Here is a 25539-nt window from a genome sequence, read left to right on the forward strand (position 1 = left end):
GCGCACCCGGAGCCTGACGACAGGAACAACGGATGAGCGCGACAGCGGCGGAGCAGACCGCGATGCGGCGCGCCCTCGAGATCGCGCACAACGGTCCGCGGGGCGTGAACCCGCAGGTGGGCGCCGTCATCCTCTCCCCCGCCGGCGACGTGCTGGCCGAGGGCTGGCATCGCGGCGCCGGCACCGCGCACGCCGAGGTCGACGCCCTGTCTCAGCTGGCGCCCGGCGCCGCTCGCGGCGCGACCGCAGTCGTGACGCTGGAGCCCTGTAACCACACCGGCCGCACCGGCCCCTGCGCGCAGGCGCTCATCGACGCCGGCGTCGCCCGTGTCGTCTATGCCATCGACGACCCCGGTGCGCTCTCGCACGGCGGCGCTACCCGGCTGCGTGACGCGGGTGTCGACGTCGACGCGGGGGTGCTCGCAGATGAGGCGACCGACCTGCTCGCGTCATGGTTGACCGTGCAGCGCCTCGGGCGACCGCACATCACCGTCAAATGGGCCCAGTCCCTCGACGGGCGCGCCGCCGCAGCCGACGGCACGAGCCAATGGATCACCGGGCCCGCAGCCCGGGCCGACGTGCACGAGCGCCGCGCGAACGCCGACGCGATCGTGGTGGGCACCGGCACCGTCCTCGCCGATGACCCGGCACTCACCGCCCGCCGCCCCGACGGCTCCCTGTTCGCGCACCAGCCGCAGCCCATCGTGCTCGGTGAGCGCGACGTGCCCGCCGGCGCTGCCATCCGCCGCCACCCGCTGCCGTTCGCCCGGTTGGCCGGCGACCTCGAAACCGACGTGCTGCCGCAGCTGCGCGCGCTCGGCATCCACCGCGTGTTCGTCGAGGGCGGGCCGACCATCGCGTCGGCCTTCGTCGCCGCCGGGCTCGTCGACGACCTGCTCGTCTACCTCGCCCCCACGCTCATCGGGGGCGAGCGCCTCGCACTCGGCGACCTCGGCGTTGCGACGATCGACGCGCAGCACCGACTCGACATCTCCGCCGTCGAGCGCCTCGGCGACGACCTGCTCATCGTGGCCCACCCGAAGGCCCCCTCAGACGAAGAAGCCCGCTCGGACGAAGAGGAGACCCCCTGATGTTCACCGGACTGGTCGAAGAGATCGGCACCGTGACGGCTGTCGAGCCGTCCGGCGACGGGGTGCGCCTGACCGTGCGCGCACCGAAGGCGGTCTCGGATGCCGCGCACGGCGACTCCATCTCGATCTCCGGCGTCTGCCTGACCGTCGTCGATCAGGGCGACGACTGGTTCACCGCCGACGTCATGAAGCAGACCCTCGACATGTCGACGCACGCCACGATCGCCCCGGGTTCGACGGTCAACGTCGAGCGGGCGATGACGGCGCACGCCCGCCTGGGCGGCCACATCGTGCAGGGCCACATCGACGGCACCGGCGACGTGCTCGACGTGCGCCCCGGTGCGCAGTGGCGTGTGCTGCGCGTCTCGGTGCCGCAGGACCTCGCACCGCTGGTCGTCGACAAGGGTTCGATCGCCCTCGACGGCGTATCGCTGACCGTCAGCGCGGCCAGCCCCGCGGCGGCCGTCCCGGCCTGGTTCGAAGTCTCGCTCATCCCCGAAACCCTCGCCGCGACGACGCTCGGCGAGCGCACGGTCGGCGACACCGTCAACCTCGAGACCGACATCCTGGCGCGCCACGTGCGACGCCTGCTCGAATTCACCCCGAACACCCCCGAAGGAGGCTCCCGATGAGCCTTTCCACCATTGAAGAAGCGCTCGACGCACTGCGCGAGGGCCGCCCCGTCATCGTCGCCGACAACGAAGACCGTGAAAACGAAGGCGACGTCGTGCTGTCGGCGCAGCTCGCGACACCCGAGTGGATCGCCTGGACGGTGCGCCACTCCAGCGGGTTCCTGTGCGCCCCGATGCCCACCGATTGGGCGGACAACCTCGACCTGCCGCCCATGGTCGAGGTCAACGAAGACGCACGCGGCACCGCGTACACCGTCAGCGTCGACGCCGCCGAGGGCGTGACGACGGGCATCAGCGCGTCGGACCGCGCCCGCACCCTCAACGTGCTCGCCGACCCCACCTCGACGCCCGCGAGCCTCATCCGCCCCGGGCACATCCTGCCGCTGCGGGCCGTCGACGGCGGCGTGCGCGAACGCGGCGGACACACTGAGGCGTCGGTCGAACTCATGAAGCTCGCCGGGCTCGAGCCGGTCGCCGTGATCGGCGAGGTCGTCGCCGAAGACGGCTCGATGATGCGCCTGCCGGGGCTGCAGGAACTCGGCGCCGCCGACGGCATCCCCGTCATCACCATCGAGCAGCTGATCGCCCACCTCGACGCGATCGACCCGCAGCCGGTCGCCCCGGCATCCGCCCACCGTCGCCGCGTGAGCCTGCGCGCGGAGGCGAAGGTGCCCACGGCGCACGGCACGTTCCGCTTCCTCGCGTACAAGGACCGCGTCACGGGCACCGACCACATCGCCGTCGTCTCGGGCGAGCTGACCGATGCGACCGCGCTCGTGCGTGTGCACTCGGAGTGCCTCACCGGCGAAGCGTTCGGCTCACAGAAGTGCGAGTGCGGACCGCAGCTCGACGCAGCCCTCGACGCCATCGACCGTGACGGCGGTGTCGTCATCTACATGCGCGGCCACGAGGGACGCGGCATCGGCCTCATCAACAAGCTGCGCGCCTACAGCCTGCAGGAGCGCGGCCTCGACACGGTCGACGCGAACCTCGCGCTGGGTCTGCCCGCAGATGCCCGCGACTACGCCGCGGCAGCCGGCATCCTCGCCGACCTCGGCATCGACAAGGTGCGTCTGCTCACCAACAACACCGACAAGGTCGACCAGCTGCGCGGCCTCGGTCTCGACGTCGTCGAGCAGGTGCCGCTGCTGGTCGGCGTCGGCCCCAACAACCACCAGTACCTGGCCACCAAGCGTGACCGCATGGGCCACATCATCGGCGCCGACGAACTCGAGAGCGCACTGGCTTCGACCAAGGAGAACAACGCATGAGCGGACACGGCGCACCCCGCACCGAACAGATCGACGCACAGGGCCTGAACGTCGTGGTCGTCGCCGGCCAGTGGCACGACGTCATCACCGACGGGCTGATCGCGGGGGCGACCCGCACCCTCGAGGCCGCCGGTGCGACCTGGCGTCTCGTGCGGGTGCCGGGCTCGTTCGAACTGCCCGTGGCCTGCAAGGCCGCGCTGGATGCCGGTGCCGACGCGACCGTCGCACTCGGCGTCATCATCCGCGGCGGCACGCCGCACTTCGAGTACGTGTCGGCTGCCGCGACCGACGGCCTCACCCGCGTCGCGATCGACACGGGCAAGCCGGTCGGGTTCGGCGTGCTCACCCTCGACGACGAGCGGCAGGGGCTCGACCGTGCAGGGCTCGAGGGCTCGAAGGAGGACAAGGGGGCCGAGGCGGCCGACGCCGCGCTGCGAACCGCACTCCTGCTGCGCGACCTGCGCGCCTGAGCCGCCTCGCTAGGCTCGCTGGCATGCGAGCTCCTGCGACCCGCTTCTTGACGACCGTTGTCCTCGCGGCCGGTTTCGCGTTGGCATCCGCCGCGCCCGCCGTGGCGGCACCCCCGCTCGACCTCGATGGTGAGCAGGTCATCGACGAGGCGGGCGTCCTCTCGGCGGCCGAGGTCGCCGACATCGAACGCGCGATCGACGACCTGTCGAGCTCGACCGGAACCGGCTTGTACGTCGCGATCGTCGATGACTTCGACGACCCCTCGAGCGGCCCGTCGTGGGCGGACGAGACCGCGTTCGAGAGCGAGTTGGGCACGGACGACATGCTGCTGGCGATCGCCGTTGACGACCGCAACGTCGCGTACTCGGTCGACGTCGACTTCGCACTCTCGAACGACCGCATCGACGATGTCATGTCGGACTCGCTCATCCCGCGATTGCGCAACGGCGAGTGGGCGGCCGGTGTCGTCGACTTCGCGGCGGCGCTCGACGAGGCACAGCAGCCGGGCCCGCCCTGGCTGCTGATCATCGGCGGCGGGACGGTCGGCATCATCGCGGGGATCTTCGGCATCCGCTGGCTCTCGCAGCGCGTTGCACGTGTGAAGCGTGCACGCGAACTCGAAGAAGAACTCGACGCCCTCGACGAACGCGCCGACGGCATGCTCGTCGACATCGACGACGCGATCCGCACGGGCGACCAAGAAGTGGGGTTCGCTGCAGCCCAGTTCGGCGATGCCGCAGCCGCGCCCTTCCGCGAAGCACTCGAACGCGCGCGGCGGCTCGTCGCCGAAGCGTTCGCAACGCAGCGCGATGTGCAGGACGACACGCTCTCACCCACGCGGCGTCGAGAACTGCTCGACGCGATCATCGCCCGGTGCACCGAGGCCGACGCCCTCCTCGACGAGCAGGACGCCGCGTTCGACGCACTGCGCGACCTCGAACGTCAGGCGCCCGAACTGCGCGGGCCGCTGCGCGAGCACGCCCAGCGCGCCGCCGCCGAGGTCGAGGCTGTCACGCAGGTGCGCGCGGACCTGCAGCGGCGCTTCGGCGATGCCGCCGTCGCGTCGGTCGAGGGCTCGGCGGAGCAGGCGGGGCGGCTGCGGTCGTTCGCACTCGTCGAGCTCGACCGCGCCGACGCGGCGCTTGCCGAGGGGCGAAGCGGCATCGCGGCCGTCTCTGTGCGCAGCGCCCAGCAGGCACTCGGACAGCTCGAGACGCTCACGACCGGCATCCGATCGCTCGCAGAGACCCTCATCGCCGCCGATGCGCGTCGCACCGCTGCGATCGCCGATGCCGAGTCCGACATCAGCGATGCGCGGGCGCTCGTCCTCGACGACGCCGGGCACGCAGCGCGCGTCCGCGACGCGGCGACGGCGGCGGAACGTGCGATCGCTGAGGCACGCGTCGCATCCCCCGATGCGGGCGTCGTCGCCGTCGAAACGGCGGATGCCGCCCTCGGCGCCGTCGTCGCAGACGTCGTGGGCGCCGCGCGCCTGCTCGATCGCGCGCACGCACAGTACGACCGGGTGCGCGAGTCTGCCCAGGCGGAGGTCAAGCGCGCAGCGCTGTACATCGACACGCGACGCGGCGTCATCGGCTCCCGCGCGCGCACGATGCTCGCGCGCGCCAATGCGCTGCTGGCATCCGCGGTCGCCTCCGCGGCGATGTCCGACCTGTCGAGCGCGTTCGTCTCGCTGCAGCAGGCCTCGGACGAAGCGTCCCGCGCGCTCACGGCGGCGCGGGACGACGTCGCACGCGACGACCCGCTGCCGGCGCAGCACGACGGCGACGACGGCGCATTCCTGGGCGGCATCTTCGGGTTCTCGTCCGGGTCGTCGGGTTCGTCGCGGGCGTCGCGCAGCGGGTGGAGCAGTTCGTCTCGCAGTCGGTCGTCGAGCTCGTCGCGCAGATCGTCGTCACGGTCATCGAGTTCGTCACGCCGGTCGGGCGGGTCGCGCAGCAGTTCGCGGCGGTCGGGCGGGCGCCGGTTCTGAACGCGTTCCTGTTGCGCGACTCCTGATCAGCGGTGACACGGAACTATGAACATCGTAAAGTCCCGACCATGAACACACTCGATGAGGCCGCCGTCGACGCAGCGGCATCCGAGCGCCCCTTCTCCGGCGTGGTCACCATCGACGTCGGCGACGAGCGGGTGTTCGAGAAGACCTACGGATTCGCCCACCGCGCCCTGCAGGTGCCGATCACCCCCGACATGCAATTCGGCCTGGCCAGCGGCAACAAGATGTTCACCGCGCTCGCCGTCATGCGACTCGTCGAAGAGGGGCATCTGCTGCCGGCGCAACGCGTCCGTGACATCCTCGGCGACGACCTTCCCCTGATCGACGACGCGGTGACGATCGAGCACCTGCTCACGCACACGTCAGGGATCGGCGACTACCTCGACGAGGAGGCCGACTGGGACGTCGACGACTACATCCTCCCGGTACCCGTCCACACGCTGACCACCGCGCACGCCTTCCTGCCAGTGCTAGACGGCTTTCCGCAGCGAGCCACGCCCGGCGACGGGTTCACGTACTGCAACGGCGGGTACATGGTGCTCGCGGTGGTGCTCGAACGAGTCACCGGCGAAGCGCACCACGACTCCGTCCGCCGCCTGGTGCTCGACCCTGCCGGGTTGGAGCACACCGGGTTCCTTCGACTCGACGAGTTGCCTGCGGGTGCCGCCGTGGGCTACGTCTACGATCACGGCGACCGCGCGAACACGTTGCACCTGCCCGCACTCGGGAACGGCGACGGGGGTGCGTTCGCGACCGCGTCGGACCTGCACCGGTTCTGGCGCGCCTTCTTCGCCGGGAAGATCGTTGCTCCCGCCACGGTCGAGCAGATGCTGCTTCCCCGATTCGAGGTGCCCGAGGAGGATGCGCGGTTCGGTCTCGGCGTCTGGCTGCATGCGACTGGGGCGGCGGCGTTCATGGAGGGCTACGACGCCGGCGTGTCGATGCGCTCGACCCACATCCCGGCGGCTGCGACCACCGCGACCGTACTGGGCAACAGCTCCGAGGGCGCATGGCCGGTGATCGGCGTCATGGAGGAGTGGGTGGCTGCCGAGCTGCGCCAGTGAGCCGCGCGGCAATGCCCCGCGGCGCCGCTTCAACCTTCAGTCAGACATAAGGTAGCCTTGCTGCATGGAAACCCTGCGTCTTGTCGTTCTGCTCGTCCACCTCATCGGCTTCGCGGTGCTGTTCGGCGCGTGGGCCGTGGAGGCCTTCGGCGGCAGCCGGAAGTTCACCCGTCTGCAGAGCCTCGGCATGACGATCGCCGCCGTCGCCGGGCTCGCACTTGCCGCCCCGTGGGGCATGGGCGACCGCGAGTTCGACTACACGAAGATCGCCGTGAAGCTCGTCGTCCTGCTCGTCATCGGAGCGATCCTCGGCATCGGCACGGCGCGCCAGAAGCGCGGCGCCTCGATCGCCCCCGCACTGTTCTGGTCGGTCGGCGCACTCACGCTCGTGAACGCGGGCATCGCCGTCCTCTGGCGCTGACTCGGCGTCAGTCCAAGAAGAGGGCGCGTAGCCGCTTCGTCGTGAACACGAGCCCCACGGCGATCATGACGACGTAGTACAGCACGTGCCAGAGCATGCCGATCTCGAGCACGCCGGTCGTGAGGCCCCGGACGAGCTCGACGCCGTGCCACAGCGGGAGCGCCTGCACGATCCACTGGATCGCCTCGGGGTAGACGGTGATCGGGTAGAACGTCGCCGAGAACAGGAACATCGGCAGCAGCACGAAGTTGATCCAGTCCATGTGCTGAAAGGTCTTCATGTAGCTCGTGATGGCCATACCGACGCTCGCGAACCCGAAGGCGATCAACAGCACCGCCGGGATGGCGAGGATCGCGGTCGGCGCGAGGTTGAGGCCGAGCACCTGCATGATGATCATGAACCCGGTCGCGTACAAGAGGCCGCGCAGCAGGGCGTACAGGATCTCGCCGAGGGCGACATCGAGCGGCCCGAGCGAGGTCGACAGCATCCCCTCGTAGAGCTTGCCGTAGTTGAGCTTGAAGAAGACGTTCCAGGTGGAGTCGTAGACGGCCCCGTTCATCGCCGAGACGGCAAGCAGCGCCGGGGCGATGTAGGCGGCGTACGGCACGTCGACGCCCTGCGAGGTCTGCACATCGCCGACGAGTGCACCCAGGCCGATCCCCATGGATGCCAGGTAGAACACCGGCTCGAAGAACCCCGACAGCACGACGATCCAGCTTGAGGAGCGCGCCGCGATGAGCCCGCGCTGCACGACGGCCCACGGGTTGCCCGCCCACAGGGCGCGCACGCCGCCGCGACGGGTGGTCGGCGCCTCGGTGACGGCGGTCATTTCGCGAGCCTCTCGATGAACACGCGGCGTCCCCAGAGGTAGCCGACGAGCGACAGCACGACGAGGTAGGCGATGTGCACGCCCATCATCACCGGGGCGACGTCGGTGCCGTAGGTGGCCACGCGGCCGAGTTCAGCGCCATGCCACAACGGCGAGACCCAGCCGATCCACTGCAGCCACACGGGCAGCGTCTCGAGCGGGTAGAACGTGCCCGAGAACAGGAACATCGGCATGAACAGGAACCGCTGCACGAGGGCGAACTGCCCCTTGTCGTCTTCGATCGAGCCGGCGTATGCCATCAGCGGAATACCGAAGGCGACACCGGCGCCGAGCCCCGCGAGGATCGACAGCCAGCCCGTCGCCGGATCGTCGACGGCGCCGAAGATCCAGATGAACAGGTAGTAGGCGCCGATAGCGACCAGCATGCGAGCGGTGGCGCCGAGGATGACGCCGTTGGCGATCTGCGGGCTCGACAGCGGCGAGGCGTTGAAGCCGTAGAAATAGCGGCGCCACTTGAACCCGGCCATCACCGGGTAGGTCATCTCCTCGCTGGCCACGGCGATCGCCGCGGTCACGAGCAGCGCCGGGGCGACGAAGGTGAGATAGTCGACCTCGACGCCGTGGGCGACGATGGGTGCGTCGATGAGCGCCGCGAGGCCGACCGCGAGGCCCAGCAGGTACATGATCGGCTGCCCGAGGGCGCCGACGACGATCGTCCAGCCGTAGGCGCGCATGGCGCGCACCATGTGCTCGGTGACATACCAGCTGCCGCGGCTGCGCGGCTTGCGTGCCCACTCGATCGCTTCGGCACGCAGCTCGTCGAGCGAGGGATGGGTGGTCGCGGTCTCACTCATTCGATCAGCGACCGTCCCGTCAGGCGCAGGAAGACGTCTTCCAGGCTGGAGCGGCGCACGAGGCTCGTGAGCGGGTGCAGCCCCGCCGCGGTCACCTGTTCGAGGGCTGCCTCGCCGTCGCGCGCGTAGACGAGGATGCGGTCGGGCAGCACTTCGATCCGGTCGCCGATGCCCTGCAGCTGCGCCGCCGCCTGGTCGTTGCGGTCGGAGCCGAAGCGCACCTCGAGCACTTCGCGGCTGGAGTGCTCGCGGATGAGGGAGGCGGGCGTGCCCTCGGCCATGATGCGGCCCTTGTCGACGACGATCAGCCGGTCGCACAGCTGCTCGGCCTCATCCATATAGTGCGTGGTCAGCACGAGGGTCGTGCCGCGTTCCTTGAGACGGAACAGTCGGTCCCACAGCACGTGGCGCGCCTGTGGGTCCAGCCCCGTGGTCGGCTCGTCGAGCAGCAGGATGCGCGGGTCGTTGATGAGGCCGCGGGCGATCGTGAGACGCCGCTTCATGCCGCCGGAGAGCTGGTCGACCTTGTTCTTGGCCTTCTCCTCGAGCTGGGCGAACGCGAGCAGCTCGTCGGCCTTACGGTGGCATTCGGCGGTCGGCAGCCCGAAGTACCGGCCGTAGATGAAGAGGTTCTCGCGCGCGTTCAGCTCGCCGTCGAGGTTGTCCTGCTGCGGCACGACGCCCAGGCGCGAACGGATCTCGGGCCCGTACTGATCGGGGTCGAGCCCCAGGATCTGCAGGTCGCCGGCCGTGGGCGTGGATACGGCGCCGATCATCTTCATCGTCGTGGACTTGCCCGCGCCGTTGGGACCGAGCAGGCCGAACGACTCCCCCGGAGCGACCTCGAACGACAAGCCGTCGACAGCGACGAAGTCGGGCTTGCCCTTCACCTTGTAGGTCTTGCGGAGGTCGCGCGCTGCGATCACTGGTTCTGGCACCGCGCCAGCCTATCCGTGCCGTGCGACACCATCCGCTGCCCACGCGCGGTGACGACTGCGCGAGCACCGGGCGGAGTTCGCCCGCGCCGAGGCGGATGCCGGAGTCGGCGGCCGGTGCGGCCGCGTTCGGTTCAGACGGGAGAAGATAGAGGGGGCACCGTCGCCGCCGCTTCACCCGTCTCGACACCAGGACGCCACCATGTCATCCGACACCCGCCGCCGCTCGCCGTTCCGCCGCCCGACGAAGGACGACGGGCCCCGCGCGAGCCTGCGCCAGCTGCTGCCGTTCGTGTTCGAACACAAGGGCGTGCTGATCGTGGTCGCGATCCTGTCGGTGCTCGAAGCCGTCGCGACCCTCGCGCAGCCGCTGCTGGTGGGCGAACTCATCGACCGCGTGCAGCGCGACATCGCGCTCGGCGCGCTGGTGTGGATCCTCGTCGCACTCGTCGTGGCATCCTCGCTCATCGGCGGCTACCAGCACTACCTGCTGCAGCGCACCGGCACCGCCGTCGTCTATTCGAGCCGGCGCCGCCTCATCGCCCGCCTGTTGCACCTGCCGGTGCAGGAGTACGACGCGCGCCGCACCGGCGACCTCGTCTCACGCGTGGGCACTGACACGACGCTGCTGTACGCCGTGCTCACGCAGGGCCTGGCCGATTCGATCGGCAACGTGCTCATTTTCGTCGGCGCGATCGTCGCGATGGCCCTCATCGATCCGCTGCTGCTCACGCTGATCCTCGTCGTCGTCGGCGCGTCGGTGGCCGTCGTCGGGGCTCTCAGCACCCGCATTCGCACCGCCACCGCGACCCAGCAGGAGAAAGTCGGCGACCTCGCCAGCGGCGTCGAGCGCGCGATCGGGTCGATCCGCACCATCCGGGCCTCCGGCGCCGCCCAGCGCGAGCAGGAGGCGATCGCCGCGACCGCGCACGACGCCTACGACGCCGGCGTCAAGGTCGCGAAGGCCTCGGCGTTCGTCGTGCCGGTCGCCGGCATCGCACTGCAGGTGTCGCTGCTCGTGGTGCTGGGCGTCGGTGGGTTCCGCGTCGCGTCGGGTGCCATCACGATCGCGAGCCTTGTGACCTTCGTGATGTTCCTGTTCTTCCTCATCCAGCCGCTCGGCTCGTTCTTCGGGGCGATCACCTCGGTGAGCCAGGCCCTCGGCGCGCTCGGCCGCATCCAAGAGGTGCTCGATCTGCCGACCGAGACCGACCGTGACGTCGAGCTCGCGGCATCCGTCCCCGCCGGCGATGCAACCGAGGCCGCAGCGATCGAGTTCGTCGATGTGCAGTTCTCGTACCCACAGGCCGTCGTCGACGCGCGGCGCACGGCGGCGAGCGCGGCACGCCACGCCCTCACCGACGCGCACGCGACACTGCCCGAGGGCATGGATGCCGAGACCGAAGCGGCCGTGCTCCGCGGCGTCTCGTTCCGTGTGCCGCGCGGGGCCCGTGTCGCACTGGTCGGACCGTCGGGCGCCGGCAAGTCGACGACCCTCGCCCTCATCGAGCGGTTCTACGACCCGACCGCCGGCGCCGTGCTCGTCGGTGGCACCGACGCGCGAGCCCTCGACCGCCTCGCCCTGCGCGCCCAGCTCGGCTACGTCGAGCAGGACGCCCCGACCCTCGCGGGCACGATCGCCGACAACCTGCGCCTCGCGTCGCCCACCGCGAGCGACGAGGACTGCGAACGCGTGCTGCGCGCCGTCAACCTCGGCGACGTGCTCGAACGCAGCGACCTCGGCCTGCGGGCACCCGTCGGCGAAGCGGGCGTCATGCTCTCGGGCGGCGAACGCCAGCGCCTCGCGATCGCTCGCGCGCTGTTGGCCGCTCCCCCGATCCTGCTGCTCGACGAGTCGACATCGTCACTCGACGGGCTCAACGAGCAGCGCATGCGCGAGGCGATCGACGCCGTCGCGACCGGCCGCACGCTCGTCGTGATCGCGCACCGCCTGTCGACCGTCGTCGACAGCGACCTGATCATCGTGCTCGACAAGGGGCGTGTTGTCGGCCAGGGAACGCACGACGAACTCGTCGCGAGCGTGCCGCTGTACCGCGACCTCGCCGTCCGCCAGCTGCTGGTGTGACCCGGCCGGTGCAGGCAGCGTTTCGTCTCGTCGCTCCGCTCCGCGCTCAACGACCGGATCGGGTCGCTCTGCTCGCTCGCTCGCTCAACGACCGGATCGGTGGTCGTTGAGCGAGCGAAGCGGGTCAGGCGGCGGGCTGGGCCAGCTTCAGGCGGTAGCGCAGCGCGGCGAGCTCTGCGTACAGCGGTGCGGGCACCTTGCCCTCGAAGGTGCGGTAGAACTCCTCGGTGAGGTCGGCCTCGCTCAACCACAGGGCGGGGTCGACGGCGAAGAGCTCGTCGAGATCCGACGCCGGCACCTCGATGCCGTCGAGGTTGAGGTCTTCGAGCTTCGGCAGACGACCGATCGGGCTGTCGACGGCGCCGACCTCACCGTCGATGCGACGGATGATCCAGTCGATGACGCGCGAGTTGTCACCGAACCCGGGCCACAGGAACCGACCGTCGGCGCCCTTGCGGAACCAGTTCACCTGGAAGACGCGGGGAGCCCGGTCGAAGCGCAGCTTCTGGCCGACCTTGAGCCAGTGGCCGAAGTAGTCGGCCATGTTGTAGCCGCAGAACGGGAGCATCGCGAAGGGGTCACGGCGCAGCTCGCCGACAGTGCCCTCCTGCGCTGCCGTCTTCTCAGACGAGATGTTCGAGCCGATGAAGACGCCGTGGGTCCAGTCGGTGGCCTCGACGACGAGCGGCACGTTGGTGGCGCGGCGGCCACCGAAGAGGATGGCATCCAGCGGCACCCCCTCGGGCGCATCCCAGTCGTCGGCGATCTGCGGGCACTGCCCGGCGCTGACCGTGAAGCGCGAGTTGGGGTGGGCAGCCGGGCGACCCGAGTCGGGGGTCCAGGCGTTGCCCTGCCAGTCGGTGAGCTCGGCGGGTGCCTCGTCGGTGAGCCCCTCCCACCACACGTCGCCGTCGGGGCGCAGTGCGACGTTCGTGAAGATCGTGTTGCCCCACAGGGTCTCGACCGCGGTCACATTGGTCGACTCGCCGGTGCCCGGCGCGACGCCGAAGAAGCCGGCCTCGGGGTTGATCGCCCACAGGCGTCCGTCTTCACCGGGACGCAGCCACGCGATGTCGTCACCGAGGGTCTCGACCTTCCATCCGGGGATGGTGGGGCGCAGCATCGCGAGGTTCGTCTTGCCGCAGGCCGACGGGAACGCTGCGGCCACGTGGTAGGCCTTGCCCTTCGGGTCGATGACGCGGATGAGCAGCATGTGCTCGGCCAGCCACCCCTCGTCGCGACCGATGACCGACGCGATGCGCAGTGCGAAGCACTTCTTGGCGAGGATCGCGTTGCCGCCGTAGCCCGAACCGAACGACCACACTTCGAGCGTCTCGGGAAAGTGCACGATGTACTTCTCGTCGTTGCACGGCCACGCCTCGTCGGCCTGACCGGGCTCAAGCGGGGCGCCGACCGAGTGGACCGTCTTCACCCACGGCTTGCCTGCCGCGATCTCTTCGAGCACGGCCGTGCCGACGCGGGTCATGATGCCGATGGATGCCACGGCGTACGCGCTGTCGGTGACCTGCACACCGATGTGCGAGAGGGGGCCGCCGACGGCGCCCATCGAGAAGGGGACGACGTACATCGTGCGACCGCGCATCGATCCGTCGAACAGCGGGGTGATGGTGCCGCGGATCTCGTCGGGCGCGATCCAGTTGTTGGTGGGGCCGGCGTCTTCTTCGCGCTCGGACGCGATGAAAGTGCGCCCCTCGGTGCGGGCGACATCGCTCGGGTGCGAACGCGCCAGGTACGAACCGGGACGCCACTCGGGGTTGAGCTTGATGAGCTTGCCCTCGTCGACCATCTCGCGCAGCAGCGCATCATTCTCGGCGCGCGAACCGTCGACCCAGTGGATGCGGTCGGGCTTGGTGAGCGCGGCGATCTCGTCGACCCAGTCGATCAGGGCGCGCAGCTCGTCGCCGTCGACGGCCGGGCGTGCGCCGAAGCCACGCGGGGTGGATGCACCGGCACCGGCAACGGGGTTGGGTCGGGTGAAGATGTCGGCGAGGGCCATGTCAGGTCTCCTTCATCGGCTGCGGTCGTGTTTCCACTTTGCGGCCCCTGCAATGACTCTTATCGAGCTCAGGCGCCATAAGAAGTCGGTTTCTTTCGATATGCTCAAGGAATGAGCCCCTCCGCCCTCGAACTCTCGACACTCGGTCACCGCATCCGCCACCACCGGGTGGGTCGGGGCTACACGCTCGATGAGCTCGGGGCGCTCGTCGGCGTCGCCGGCAGCCAGCTCAGCCTCATCGAGAACGGCAAGCGCGAACCCAAGCTCTCGCTCCTGCAAGCGATCGCGGGCGCGACCGGCACCGACGTCACCGACCTGCTGTCGACCGAGCCCCCGAACCGCCGCGCGGCCCTCGAGCTCGAACTCGAACGCGCACAGTCGAGCCAGGTCTTCCAGCGTCTCGGCATCCCCGCGGTCAAGGTCGGCAAGACGATGGCAGACGACACGATCGAATCGATCCTCGGGTTGCACCGCGAACTGCAGCGCCGCGAACGCGAGGCGATCGCGACACCCGAAGAGGCGCGACGCGCCAACACGGAGTTGCGACTGCGCATGCGCGCCCACAACAACTACCTGCCCGAGATCGAGAAGCTCGCCGAACAGCAGTTGCGCGCCGCTGGCCACACCACCGGCGCGCTTACCCACCGCACCGTCAGCATCATGGCCGAAAAGCTCGGTTTCGAGCTCATCTACGTCTCCGACCTGCCGCATTCGACGCGCTCGGTCACCGACCTCGAGAACGGCCGCATCTACCTGCCACCGGCATCCATCCCCGGCGGTCACGGTCTGCGTTCGATGGCGCTGCAGGCGATGGCCCACCGGCTGCTCGACCACACACCCCCGACCGACTACGCCGACTTCTTGCAGCAGCGCCTCGAGATCAACTACTTCGCCGCCTGCTGCCTCATGCCCGAGACCGCTTCGGTGGGGTTCCTCTCGCAGGCCAAGAAGGATCGCAACCTCGCCGTAGAGGACTTCCGCGATGCGTTCGGCGTGACCCACGAAGCAGCCGGCATGCGGATGACGAACCTCATCACCGAGCACCTCGACATCCCGCTGCACTTCTTGCGCGTCGACGGCTCGGGCGCGATCAATCGTGTGTACGAGAACGACGAACTGCCGCTGCCGATGGACGTCACCGGTTCGGTCGAGGGGCAGATCGTCTGCCGCCGATTCGCGGCGCGATCCGCGTTCAGCCAGCAGAACCGCACGACCGAGCACTACCAGTACACCGACACCCCCGCCGGCACGTTCTGGTGCTCGAGCCAGACCGGCAGCACCTCAGACGGAGAGTTCTCGATCACCGTCGGTGTGCCCTTCGACGATGCGCGTTGGTTCCGGGGCCGCGAGACCGGCAAGCGGGCGACCTCGACCTGCCCCGACCGTTCGTGCTGCCGCCGCCCCGACGCCGAGATGACGGCCCGCTGGGAGGGCAAGGCGTGGCCGAGCGCACGCGTGCACATGCAGATGTTCTCGCCGCTGCCTTCCGGCGCGTTCCCCGGCGTCGACGACGGCGAGGTCTACGCGTTCCTCGACCGACACGCCGAGTGATCAGCCTTCGAGGGTGACCTCGCGCCGCGTCGGCACGACCGTAGGGTGCGTGCCCGACATCGCTTCGAGCACCCGCACGACCTGCATCGAATAGCCGAACTCGTTGTCGTACCAGACGTAGAGGATGAGAGTGTCGCCCTCGGCGATCGTCGCGAGCCCGTCGACGATGCCGGCGCGGTGCGAGCCGACGAAGTCCGTCGAGACGATCTCGGGCGACTCGACGTAATCGATCTGCTGGCGCAGCTTCGAATGCAGGGACGCCCGACGCAGGAAGTCGTTCGCCTGCTCCTTCGTCGCCGGACGCTGCAGGGTCAGGTGGAGCACCGCGAGCGAGACGTCGGGTGTGGGCACGCGGATCGCACTGCCCGTGAGCTTTCCCTCGAGTTGCGGCAGCGCCTTGGCGACGGCCTTGGCGGCGCCCGTCTCGGTGATGACCATGTTGAGCACGGCGGAGCGGCCGCGACGGTCGCCCTTGTGGAAGTTATCGATGAGGTTCTGATCGTTGGTGAACGAGTGCACCGTCTCGACGTGCCCGCGCACGATGCCGTACGCCTCGTCGATCGCTGCGAGCACCGGTGTGATCGCGTTGGTCGTGCACGAGGCCGCCGAGAGGATGCGGTCATCGTCGGTGATCGTGTCGTGGTTGATGCCGTGCACGATGTTCTTGAGCGGACTCTTGCCGGGGGCCGTCAGCAGCACGCGTCGCACGCCGGTCGAGCGCAGATGCTGCGACAGGCCGGCTTCGTCACGCCAGCGCCCGGTGTTGTCGACGACGATCGCGTCGCGGATGCCGTAGGCGGTGTAGTCGATCGCGGCGGGGTCGTCTGCGTGGATGACCTGGATGCGGGTGCCGTTCGCGATGATCTGCTTCGCGTCTTCGTCGATGTCGACCGTGCCCGCGAAGCGGCCGTGCACCGAATCGCGCAGCAGCAGGCTCGCCCGCTTCATCAGGTCGTTTGCACCACCGGAGCGCACGACGATCGCGCGCAGACGCAGGCCGCGACCCGCGGTGCCGTGCCCGATGAGGATGCGGGCGAGCAGCCGGCCGATGCGCCCGAACCCGTAGAGCACGACGTCGACGCCCTCGCCCCGGTTCGCGTCGCCGTCGAGGACGCCCGCAAGCTCGACCCGAAGCCGAGCCTCGAGGTCGTCGTCCTCGCGCTGGTCGGCGATGATGCGGGCCACGTCGATCGACGCCGGCCCCGGCGCGACGGCGCGCAGCCCCTCGAGGACGCGCAGCGTGTCTTCGAGCGGCACGGCGGCGTGGCCGAGCTGCGCAACCCGCTCGTGCGCCTCGATGATGCCGGTGACCGACAGATTGATGAGCCGGTGCCCGTGCAACGAGGTGACCACCCCGCGATCGCGGTAGAGGGCGCCGATGTGCGGGATCATGCGCTCGGCGAGCTGCTCCCGGGCGACCCAGGCGGCGCGGTGTTCGTCGTACGTGCTCAATGCGGCTCCTTCGCCGTCGGCGCGCGGGGTGTGCGCACCGGGTTGGTGCTGTGTTCGGGGGTGTTCGTCGCCTGCCACCGCCCTGCGACACCTCGAGCGTACGCGCGCGCGGGCGTCGCAGACCCGACTTCAGGATGTCAAGAATCGGCGGAATTGCTCCAGCGCCGCCTCGACGGCATCTTCGTCGGCTGCGGTGCCTGCGAAGACCTCGGGGACGGGCGACAAGTGGGACGCCCGACCGCCGAGGAGTGCGACCATGTGCCGACGATCTCGCCGTCTGCGACGAGCCGCCGCGCAGGACGGGCATGTGGGGCAGGCCTCCGACAGGGTCAGAACGGGTTCGGCGTCAGCGTGTACTTCGTCTGCAGGTACTCGTGGATGCCCTCGGCGCCGCCCTCACGGCCGAGGCCCGACATCTTCCAGCCGCCGAACGGCGCCGCCGCGTTCGAGACGACGCCGACGTTGAGCCCCATCATCCCCGTCTGCAGTCGCTCGATCATGCGCTGCCCACGGGCCAGGTTCTCGGTGTAGACGTAGGACACGAGCCCGTACTCGGTGTCGTTGGCGAGACGCACCGCGTCGGCCTCATCGTCGAATGGCACGATCGCGAGCACCGGGCCGAAGATCTCCTCGCGGAGGATCTCGCTGCCGGCCTGCACGTCCGAGAGGACGGTGGCCTGATAGAACGATCCGTCGCCGTCAATCGCAGACCCGCCGGTGCGCAGCGTGGCGCCGCGGCCCACGGCATCCTGCACGAGTTGGTCGGCCTTCGTGACCGCGCGGTTGTCGATGAGCGGACCGATCGTCACGCCTTCTTCCGTGCCGCGGCCGGTGCGGAACGCCTCGACCCGCTCGGTGACGCGGCGCGCGAACTCGTCCGCCACCGAACGGTGCACGATGAAGCGGTTCGCGGCGGTGCAGGCCTGGCCGATGTTGCGGAACTTCGCCGCGATCGCACCGTCGACGGCTTTGTCGAGGTCGGCGTCGTCGAACACGACGAACGGGGCGTTGCCGCCGAGCTCCATCGAAGTGCGCAGCACGCCCTGCGCCGCCTTCTGCAGCAACTGCTGGCCGACCGGGGTGGAGCCGGTGAACGAGAGCTTGCGAAGCCGCGGGTCGGCGATGATCGCATCCGACAGCGGCCCCGACGACGCGGTCGTCACGACGTTGACGACACCGGCCGGAACACCTGCGTCTTCAAGGATCTTGGCGAAGAAGAGCGTCGTGAGCGGTGTCAGCGCGGCGGGCTTGACGACGACGGTGCAGCCTGCGGCGAGCGCCGGTGCGATCTTGCGCGTCGCCATCGCGAGCGGGAAGTTCCACGGGGTGATGAGGAAGCACGGCCCGACGGGGTGGTGGGTCACGATCATGCGACCGGTGCCTTCGGGGTTGGCCCCGTAGCGACCCTGCACATGGGCGGCTTCTTCGCTGAACCAGCGCAGGAACTCGCCACCGTATGCGACCTCGCCGCGCGCTTCTGCGAGGGGCTTGCCCATCTCGATGGTCATCAGCAGGGCGATGTCTTCTTTGCGCTGCTGCAGGAGGTCGAATGCGCGGCGCAGGATGTCGGCGCGCTGCCGCACGGGTGTGGCGGCCCAGTCGTCCTGCGCGGCAGCTGCGGCATCGAGTGCGGCGACGCCGTCTGCGACAGTCGCGCTGGCGATGCGCTTGATCTCGCTGCCCGTCGAGGGGTCGTCGACGCCGAGGGTCGCGCCGTCGGATGCCGCACGCCACTGCCCGCCGATGAACAGGCCGTCGGGCACGGCCGCCAGCAGGTCGGATTCGCGATTCTCGCTCATGGGACTCCCTCGTCGTCATCGGTGCCGCCGGCTGTCACACCGGGGTCTTCTCGAATCGTATATGATCCACGCTCTGCCGTCACGCGGTCCGCATCCTCGGCGAGACGGTGCGCGTGCCGATGCTCGCCATCGACGGCTCGCGTGTCGACTGGGAGGGCTGGTCGATGCGCGTGGACTTCAACGCCCGCGAGGGCTCGTCCTGCACGATGTGACCTTCGGCGTGCGCTCCGTGCTGTCGCGGGCGAGCGTGCCCGAGATGGTCGTGCCGTACGGCGACACCGGCAACACCCGTGGCGAGTCAGAAGGGCGGTGGATCGTCGGGTGACCGTGGCCCGGGTGGGTCGCTGGTGTCGGGTGTGAAGTGGACGCCGAGGACGGGTGGCCGGTCGATGTAGACCCTGCCAAGGGGGCTGGTCCATTCCAGGATCCCTCCGCCGTGTTGTCGGACTTTCCAGGCCGTGAACTGCTTCATGCTGTGGTGTCGTTGACACAAGTGCTCGAGGTTGCAGACCTCGGTGGGCCCGTCGTGGGCGTGGTCGATGGTGTGATCCTGTTCGCAGCGGACGGCGGGCTGCCGGCACCCGGGGAACCGGCAGTGCCGGTCACGGGCGCGGAGGTGCCGGTCGATCGCCGCGGTCCGGTGGTAGGTGTCACAGTGGAGCACGGCCCCGGTGACGGGGTGGGTGATGACCCGTTCCCACGGCCCTTCGATCACGGTGGCGAGTTCGCGGGCGGTGGCGGGGTCGATGGGTGCGTGTCCGACGAGGTCGGCGGGTGCCCGGTCGTCGCCGAGGAGGGTGAGCGCGGGGACCAGGATCTGCACTCTGCCGCGGAGCGCACCCAGCACCCCGGGCCCGTCGTCGGTGCGGGTCGGATCCGCCGCGGGTGCGCCGGTGAGCAGCAGGTCGGCGAACACGTCCGCACGGAGCTGGTCCATCGTCCGCGTGTCCGGCTCGACCGGTTCCGGCGCCTCCGCATCAGCCGCGCCGGGTTCGACGGCGAACACGTTCAGCGTCGGGCGCTTCGCGGCGTCCTTCACCGCGCGGGCTTGCTGGGTGAGGCGGTCGTAGATCCCATCGGCCAGCGCCGACGGGACGATCGAAGTGACTTCCGACATGCCGTCACCGATCGGGGTGACACACACCCGCCGGGTCTCCCGTGCGTCGACATGTCGCTCTTGCAGGGTGCGGGGATGGAGGCGTTCTGCGAGCAGCCGGAGCTCATCGCGGATCCGCCCAGGGGTCTCCTCGACAGCGCGTTGCACGGCGTGGGTCTCGAACGGTTCCCGTTCCCCGGCCGGGATCACAGACCCGGTCTCGGTGATCACCCGCACATGCCCCTGCGTGATCGTCCCGGTCTCCCATGCGGTCATCGTGACCGGGAACTGCTCGACCAGGTCGAGGGCCTGCCCGATCCTGGCTTGCACGGTCCGGTCCGTCACCCGCAACACCCCGGCCACCTCCGCCGCGATGCCCCGGAGCGCCATGTCATGATCCCGCACCCGCTGCGACGACCCCGCAGCCTGCTTCCGCGCCAGGTCACCGGCAGCGGCCAGCGCCCGGGTCTGCCGGGACAGCACCTCGGTCAGGATCGCCTGGGTCTTCTCGATCTCCGCGACGATCTCGGCCAGGACGGCGGTCTCCCCGTCGCTGAACCCGATCACCCCGTTCGAAGACATGTTCGAATCATGTCACGGACCTCCGACACTCACGCCACGCTATCCACAACGGATCTCGATACACCGCGGCTGCGCCACGGCACTCGATCACCGGGAATGTGCGGCTCCGCCGCGGCGCCGCCGGCGCGTTTCGCCGCGCTGCGCTCGCTCGGACCCCGAACACCGGGCGCACACACCCGACCAACCGGTATCCTCGAGGTGTCCGGCGGCGTCGCATCGCGGCCGGTGCTCGGAAAAGGGGCACACAGCCACGCCGCATCGGTGCGGCGGCGCGAGACACATACGGCATCCATCCGTCCTGTCTCGAAGGAGCTTCGCCATGCCCACCGTCTCTTCCCACGTCGCCCAGACCCTCGCCCTGCACCTCGACCACGTCTTCGGGGTGATGGGAAACGGCAACGCCTACTTCCTCGATGCGATCGAGCGCGAAACGGATGCCGCGTTCACGGCCGTCCGCCACGAAGCCGGTGGCGTCGTCGCCGCCGACGCCTACCACCGCGCGGGCGGCGGGCTGGCGGCTGCGACGGCCACCTACGGGGCCGGATTCACCAACACCTTGACCGCCCTCGCGGAGGCGGTACAGGCCCACGTGCCGCTCGTGCTCGTGGTCGGCGACGAACCCACCTCGGGCCCCCGGCCGTGGGATGTCGACCAGATCGCCCTGGCGGCCGCAGTCGGCGCCCGCACCTACACGGTGGGCCGAGCGGATGCCGCCGCGACCACCGTCATCGCGATCGAGCACGCGCTGTCGTACCGGGTGCCGACGGTGCTCGCGATCCCCTATGACGTGGCCGCCCTCGAAGCGGGACCGGTGCCGTCCGCACCCGCGCCGCGACTGCCTGCACCGCTGGCTCCGACGCCGTTCGCGCGCGCCGCCGTGGCCGAGTTGGCGCAGGCGCTGGCGTCGGCACAGCGCCCGTTCCTGCTCGCCGGACGCGGTGCATGGCGCGCCGACGCGGGCGAGGCCCTGGGCCGCCTCGCCGATGCGACCGGCGCGATCACCGCGACCACCGCGCTCGGACGGGGCTTGTTCCCCCGCGACGAGTTCGACCTGGGCGTGACCGGCGGGTTCGGGGCCGAGGGCGCGATGGAGCTCATCCGCACCGCCGACGTCGCCGTCGTGTTCGGTGCGTCACTGAACCAGTTCACGATGCGCTTCGGCGACCTGTTCGCGCCCGGCACCCGGGTCGTGCAAGTCGATGTGGCGCCGGCCGCGACCCACCCGCACGTCGGCGGGTATCTGCGCGGGGATGCGTCACTGGTGGCGGCCGCGCTGGTCGACGACCTGGCAGCCCTGGGAGCGACGCCGAGCGGCTGGCGCGAGCGTGTCGACATCGCGCCGCTGCGGGCGCGTGAGAACGGCGACGAGCTGGCATCCGATGGTCGCCTGGACCCGCGTTCGGTCGCGCAGCGCATCGGCGACCTGCTGCCCGAGGACCGCGTCGTGGTCTCGGACGGCGGGCATTTCATCGGCTGGGCGAACATGTACTGGCCCGTGGCGTCGCCGGAGCGCATGATGATGATCGGCACCGCGTACCAGTCGATCGGGCTCGGCTTCCCGTCGGTACCGGGCGCGGCGCTCGCGCAGCCCGAGTCGACGGTGGTGCTCACGACCGGCGACGGCGGCGGCCTCATGGCCCTCGCCGATCTGGAGTCCGCGGTCCGGGTGGCCGGCGGCCGGGGCATCGCGGTGGTGTGGAACGACCGTGCGTACGGCGCCGAGGTGAATCTCTACGGACTGAAGGGTCTCGCTCCCGAGCCGATGCTCATCCCCGAGGTCGACTTCGCCGGGCTCGCCCGCTCGGTCGGCGCCGAGGGCGTCGTCGTGCGCACCCTCGCCGACCTCGACGCCCTCGCCGCCTGGGCACAGCGCCCGGCATCCGAGCGCCGCTTTCTGCTGCTGGACTGCCGCATCTCGACCAGCGTGATCGCCCCGTACCAGCAGGAGATCATCCGCGTGAACTCCTGACGCACAGCGGCGGATGAATCGAGATCCCGAGACGAAACGCGTCAGCGTGCCGGCAGCAGAACGCCGGCGAAGAACCCGGCCAGCTCGGCCGTCGCGCTCAGCGGGAAGATCCCGGCGACGTACTGATCTGGGCGCACCACGACCACCGCGCCGTCGCGCGAGATGCCGCGCTCGGTGAAGATGTCACTCTCGTTCCAGCGGGCAGGGCCGGCGGCGAACACCTTCTCCCAGTCCATGAGCCCCAACGGCCCGGTGTGGGGGCGGAAGATCTCCGGCACAGCCATGTAGTCGACGTCGTCGTAGGCCTGCTGGTAGACGACCTTGACGTCGAGGACCGCGTCGATGTCACCGGATGCCGGGGTGTGGCGCCGCAGCGGCGAGTCCTCGCCGTGCTGCATCCATTCCGCCCAGTCCGCCAGTACCGAGGCCTCACCCGCACGTGGCGCGTCGGCGAAGGCGTAGACGCGCCAGCGACCGTCGGCGCGGGCGTGGTGGCCGAGCTGAACGGCGTTGCCGTCGGCGACGAAAGTCACCGGCGAGCTCTTGAACCGCTTGCCCAGCGGGAAGCCCGACGCGAGGTCTTGGTGCGTGGCATCCCCGACGATTGGCGACGGACCGTACTGCGTCATGAACCCCGAGGGGAACTCCGCGGTGGCGAGGTAATACGTCGCAAGGTCCTGCTCGGCGCTGATCTCCTCCGGCTTGCGGGCCATGAGCGAGGACCACTCACGGTCGAAGTCGATGAGCTGCTGCGCGACGGGTCGGCGCTCTGCCCCGTAGGTCGCCAGCAGCGATGCCGGGCTGCGGCCGGTGAGCACCGATCCGAGCTTCCAGCCGAGGTTGAAGCCGTCCTGCATCGACACATTCATGCCCTGGCCGGCCTTCGCACTGTGCGTGTGGCAGGCATCGCCGGTAAGGAACACCCGCGGGTCGCGGTCCGTTCCGGCATCCACGTCGTCGAATCCGTCGGTGACGCGGTGGCCGACCTCGTACACGCTGTGCCAGGCGACCTCCTTGACGTCGAGGGAGTACGGATGCAGGATCTCGTTCGCCTTGCGGATGATCTCCTCGATCGGCGTCTGCCGCACCCGGTGGCCGTCGTCGGCGGCGACCTCACCCAGGTCGACGTAGACCCGGCTGAGGTATCCGCCCTCGCGCGGGATGTGGAGGATGTTGCCCGCCTCGGCATTGATCGCGCACTTGATGCGCCAGTCGGGGAAGTCGGTGTCGACCATGACGTCCATGACGCCCCAGGCGTGCTGCGACACATCGCCGACGTGCACCCTGCCGATCGCCGCACGAACCCCGCTGCGCGCACCGTCGCACCCGGCGACGTATTTCGCCCGTACGGTGCGCTCCTGCCCAGAGCGCTCGCCTGCCGTGTACCGCACCTGCACCTCGACGGGGTACTCGCCATGCTCGTGCACCGTGAGGCCGACGAACTCGACGCCGTAGTCGGGGACGATGCGACCCGGCCCGTGCGCCGCCGCTTCGGCGAAGTAGTCCAGCACCCGCGCCTGGTTCACGATCAGGTGCGGGAACTCGCTGATGTCGTAGGCATAGTCGGCCGTGCGCGAGGTCCGCACGATCCGGGTCGGGTCGTCAGGATCGGCGCCCCAGAAGTTCATCCACCCGATGTTGTAGGCCTCGGCGACGATCCGTTCGGCGAACCCGAACGCCTGGAACGTCTCGACGCTGCGCGGCTGGATGCCGTCGGCCTGACCCAGTTCGAGCCGGCCGGCGCGCTTCTCGATGAGCCGCGTGGTGACCGTCGGATACTGCGACATCTGCGCGGCCAGCAGCATGCCGGCCGGGCCCGAACCGACGATGAGCACGTCGATCTCGTCGGGCAGGTCATTCGGACGGTCGATCCCCCCGGCTGCGGCGGGGAGCACCCGCGGGTCACGGGAGACGTAGCCGTGGTGGTGGAACTGCATCGTCGTCGATCCCTTCCCGAATCAAGCCTTCGCGAGCCCGTAGATGGGGCTCTTCGCCTGCTCGGCCTCGTGGTCGGGGCCCAGCGGGATGCCGCTGCGGTCCTTCAGGAGGAGTGTCGCGATCAGTCCCAGCGCGGTCATGCCCGCGAGGTACCAGGTGACGGCGTCGGTCGATCCGGTCTGCTGCACGAGCGCCTGCGCGATGGTGGGGGCGAAGGCACCGCCGAGGATCGCGCCGATCGCGTAGGAGATCGAGACGCCCGAGAACCGGATCGATGCGGGGAACAGCTCGGTGTACAGGGCCGCCTGTGGCCCGTAGGTGAAGCCGAGCCCGGCGGTGAGGATCACGAGTCCGAGGGTCAGCATCCCGATGTCGCCGGTGTTCACCAGCGGGAACAGGAGGAAGACGCCGACCAGCTGCAGCACCCAGCCGATGAGGTAGGTGTTGCGGCGTCCGATCTTGTCACCGGTCCACCCCGCGATCCAGGTGAAGACCAGCCACGAGACACCCGAGACGGTGACCGCACCGAGCACCTCGGCGTTGGGCAGCCCGACGGGCCCGGCCGGGTCGGTCGCGTAGCGCTGCACGAACCCGCCGGTGGTCATGTATCCCACGGCGTTGTTACCGGCGAACACGAGCGCGGCGATCAGCACCAGCAGGGCGTGCTTGCGGAACAACTCGACGATCGGCATCCGGGTCTGCTCGCGCCGCTCGGCGAGTTCGGCGAACACCGGGCTCTCCTCGACGCGGCGACGGACGTAGTACCCGACCAGAATCAGCACGACCGACAGCAGGAACGGGATGCGCCAGCCCCACTCGAGGAACCAGGCCTCACCGGGCAGGTTCACCAGCGCCATGACACCCGAGGCCAGCAGCAGACCCAGCGGCACGCCGATCTGCGGCGACGCGCCGTAGAGGCTGCGCTTGTTTTTCGGGGCGTGCTCGACGGCCATGAGGACCGCGCCGCCCCACTCTCCGCCGGCCGAGATGCCCTGCATGATGCGCAGCAGGATGAGCAGGATGGGGGCGGCCAAGCCGATCATCGCGTAGGTGGGGAGCAGGCCCACGAGCGTGGTCGCCACCCCCATGAGGACGAGGGTGAGCATGAGCACGACCCGGCGGCCGTACTTGTCGCCGAAGTGGCCCGCCAGGAACGCACCGAGCGGACGGAACAGGAAGCTGATGCCGACCGTGAAGAACGAGAGAATCTGCGCGAACCCGTCACCCGCGGGGGCGAAGAACAGCTGGCCGAACACCAGGCCCGCGGCGAACGCGTAGATGAAGAAGTCGTACCACTCGACGGTGGTGCCGACGACGGTCGCGAACACGACGCGGCGGCGGTCGGTGGGTGATGCGATCGTGCCGGTGGGCGTGAACCCGTCGGGGATGGCGGATGGGGATTGTGCGCTCATGGGGCGACTCCTGTGTCGAGATGACGTCGTTGTCCGGGAAGGCGATTCGGTC

At 69.7% G+C, this 25539-nt stretch carries 20 protein-coding genes; 10 read left to right on the forward strand and 10 right to left on the reverse strand.

Features of this window, described 5'->3' with window-relative positions:
* Positions 1-32: 32 nt before the first annotated feature.
* From ribD to AC3ENX_RS03615, 7 genes are all read left to right on the forward strand, one after another.
* Positions 33-1091, forward strand: a complete 1059-nt coding sequence (ribD, locus tag AC3ENX_RS03585; protein WP_434810491.1) for a bifunctional diaminohydroxyphosphoribosylaminopyrimidine deaminase/5-amino-6-(5-phosphoribosylamino)uracil reductase RibD — start codon at positions 33-35, stop codon at positions 1089-1091.
* On the forward strand, positions 1091-1723 hold the full coding sequence (locus AC3ENX_RS03590; RefSeq protein WP_434810492.1) for a riboflavin synthase: 633 nt from the start codon (positions 1091-1093) through the stop codon (positions 1721-1723). Before ribD ends, AC3ENX_RS03590 begins: the two co-directional genes overlap by 1 nt.
* Positions 1720-2994 carry a GTP cyclohydrolase II gene (gene ribA, locus AC3ENX_RS03595; protein WP_434810493.1) on the forward strand — a complete coding sequence of 425 codons (1275 nt, stop codon included), beginning with the start codon at positions 1720-1722 and terminating at the stop codon, positions 2992-2994. The genes AC3ENX_RS03590 and ribA overlap by 4 nt, the downstream gene beginning before the upstream one ends.
* Entirely contained in the window at positions 2991-3464 is a 474-nt protein-coding gene (gene ribH / locus AC3ENX_RS03600) for a 6,7-dimethyl-8-ribityllumazine synthase (protein WP_434810494.1), read from the forward strand. Before ribA ends, ribH begins: the two co-directional genes overlap by 4 nt.
* Before the next feature lie 23 nt (positions 3465-3487).
* Positions 3488-5458 (forward strand): TPM domain-containing protein, encoded by a 1971-nt coding sequence (locus tag AC3ENX_RS03605; protein ID WP_434810495.1) that lies wholly within the window; start codon positions 3488-3490, stop codon positions 5456-5458.
* A 68-nt stretch (positions 5459-5526) separates the two neighbouring features.
* Positions 5527-6546 (forward strand): serine hydrolase domain-containing protein, encoded by a 1020-nt coding sequence (locus AC3ENX_RS03610; RefSeq protein WP_434810496.1) that lies wholly within the window; start codon positions 5527-5529, stop codon positions 6544-6546.
* A 64-nt stretch (positions 6547-6610) separates the two neighbouring features.
* Positions 6611-6967, forward strand: a complete 357-nt coding sequence (locus AC3ENX_RS03615; RefSeq protein ID WP_434810497.1) for a Fe-S protein — start codon at positions 6611-6613, stop codon at positions 6965-6967.
* A gap of 7 nt (positions 6968-6974) precedes the next feature.
* Here AC3ENX_RS03615 and AC3ENX_RS03620 read toward each other — a convergent pair whose 3' ends face one another.
* Genes AC3ENX_RS03620 through AC3ENX_RS03630 form a run of 3 tightly spaced genes read right to left on the reverse strand, consistent with a single transcriptional unit; the run spans position 6975 to position 9588 of the window.
* Positions 6975-7796, reverse strand: a complete 822-nt coding sequence (locus AC3ENX_RS03620) for an ABC transporter permease (protein WP_434810498.1) — start codon at positions 7794-7796, stop codon at positions 6975-6977.
* On the reverse strand, positions 7793-8650 hold the full coding sequence (locus tag AC3ENX_RS03625) for an ABC transporter permease (RefSeq protein WP_434810499.1): 858 nt from the start codon (positions 8648-8650) through the stop codon (positions 7793-7795). The genes AC3ENX_RS03620 and AC3ENX_RS03625 overlap by 4 nt, the downstream gene beginning before the upstream one ends.
* Positions 8647-9588 (reverse strand): ABC transporter ATP-binding protein, encoded by a 942-nt coding sequence (locus tag AC3ENX_RS03630; RefSeq protein WP_434810500.1) that lies wholly within the window; start codon positions 9586-9588, stop codon positions 8647-8649. The genes AC3ENX_RS03625 and AC3ENX_RS03630 overlap by 4 nt, the downstream gene beginning before the upstream one ends.
* A 199-nt stretch (positions 9589-9787) precedes the next feature.
* On the opposite strand from AC3ENX_RS03630, the gene AC3ENX_RS03635 reads away from it, so the two are divergent.
* Positions 9788-11671 (forward strand): ABC transporter ATP-binding protein, encoded by a 1884-nt coding sequence (locus tag AC3ENX_RS03635; RefSeq protein ID WP_434810501.1) that lies wholly within the window; start codon positions 9788-9790, stop codon positions 11669-11671.
* Between the two features lie 124 nt (positions 11672-11795).
* On the opposite strand, the gene AC3ENX_RS03640 is transcribed toward AC3ENX_RS03635, so the two are convergent.
* On the reverse strand, positions 11796-13688 hold the full coding sequence (locus AC3ENX_RS03640) for a phosphoenolpyruvate carboxykinase (GTP) (RefSeq protein ID WP_434810502.1): 1893 nt from the start codon (positions 13686-13688) through the stop codon (positions 11796-11798).
* 111 nt (positions 13689-13799) lie between these two features.
* Between AC3ENX_RS03640 and AC3ENX_RS03645 the strand changes: the two genes are divergently transcribed.
* Positions 13800-15239 carry a helix-turn-helix domain-containing protein gene (locus AC3ENX_RS03645; protein ID WP_434810503.1) on the forward strand — a complete coding sequence of 480 codons (1440 nt, stop codon included), beginning with the start codon at positions 13800-13802 and terminating at the stop codon, positions 15237-15239.
* Here the strand turns inward: AC3ENX_RS03645 and AC3ENX_RS03650 are convergent, their stop codons facing one another.
* From AC3ENX_RS03650 to AC3ENX_RS03665, 4 genes are all read right to left on the reverse strand, one after another.
* On the reverse strand, positions 15240-16691 hold the full coding sequence (locus AC3ENX_RS03650; RefSeq protein ID WP_434810504.1) for a glyceraldehyde-3-phosphate dehydrogenase: 1452 nt from the start codon (positions 16689-16691) through the stop codon (positions 15240-15242).
* Positions 16692-16820: 129 nt separating this feature from the next.
* The gene (locus AC3ENX_RS03655) at positions 16821-16949 is read right to left on the reverse strand and encodes a hypothetical protein (protein WP_434810505.1); all 129 of its coding nucleotides are present in this window, start codon (positions 16947-16949) and stop codon (positions 16821-16823) included.
* A 71-nt stretch (positions 16950-17020) separates the two neighbouring features.
* Positions 17021-18490: an NAD-dependent succinate-semialdehyde dehydrogenase gene (locus AC3ENX_RS03660; RefSeq protein WP_434810506.1), complete on the reverse strand. Its 1470-nt coding sequence runs from the start codon at positions 18488-18490 to the stop codon at positions 17021-17023.
* A 298-nt stretch (positions 18491-18788) separates the two neighbouring features.
* On the reverse strand, positions 18789-20168 hold the full coding sequence (locus AC3ENX_RS03665; protein ID WP_434810507.1) for an HNH endonuclease signature motif containing protein: 1380 nt from the start codon (positions 20166-20168) through the stop codon (positions 18789-18791).
* Positions 20169-20487: 319 nt separating this feature from the next.
* Here AC3ENX_RS03665 and AC3ENX_RS03670 point away from each other — a divergent pair, with 319 nt between their 5' ends.
* On the forward strand, positions 20488-22137 hold the full coding sequence (locus AC3ENX_RS03670) for a thiamine pyrophosphate-binding protein (protein ID WP_434810508.1): 1650 nt from the start codon (positions 20488-20490) through the stop codon (positions 22135-22137).
* A 41-nt stretch (positions 22138-22178) separates the two neighbouring features.
* Here AC3ENX_RS03670 and AC3ENX_RS03675 read toward each other — a convergent pair whose 3' ends face one another.
* Together AC3ENX_RS03675 and AC3ENX_RS03680 are read right to left on the reverse strand one after the other, a co-directional pair.
* Positions 22179-24074 (reverse strand): FAD-dependent monooxygenase, encoded by a 1896-nt coding sequence (locus tag AC3ENX_RS03675; protein ID WP_434810509.1) that lies wholly within the window; start codon positions 24072-24074, stop codon positions 22179-22181.
* A gap of 21 nt (positions 24075-24095) precedes the next feature.
* On the reverse strand, positions 24096-25487 hold the full coding sequence (locus AC3ENX_RS03680; protein ID WP_434810510.1) for an MFS transporter: 1392 nt from the start codon (positions 25485-25487) through the stop codon (positions 24096-24098).
* Positions 25488-25539 lie beyond the last annotated feature (52 nt).

The sequence above is a fragment of the Microbacterium sp. bgisy189 genome, from assembly GCF_057707225.1.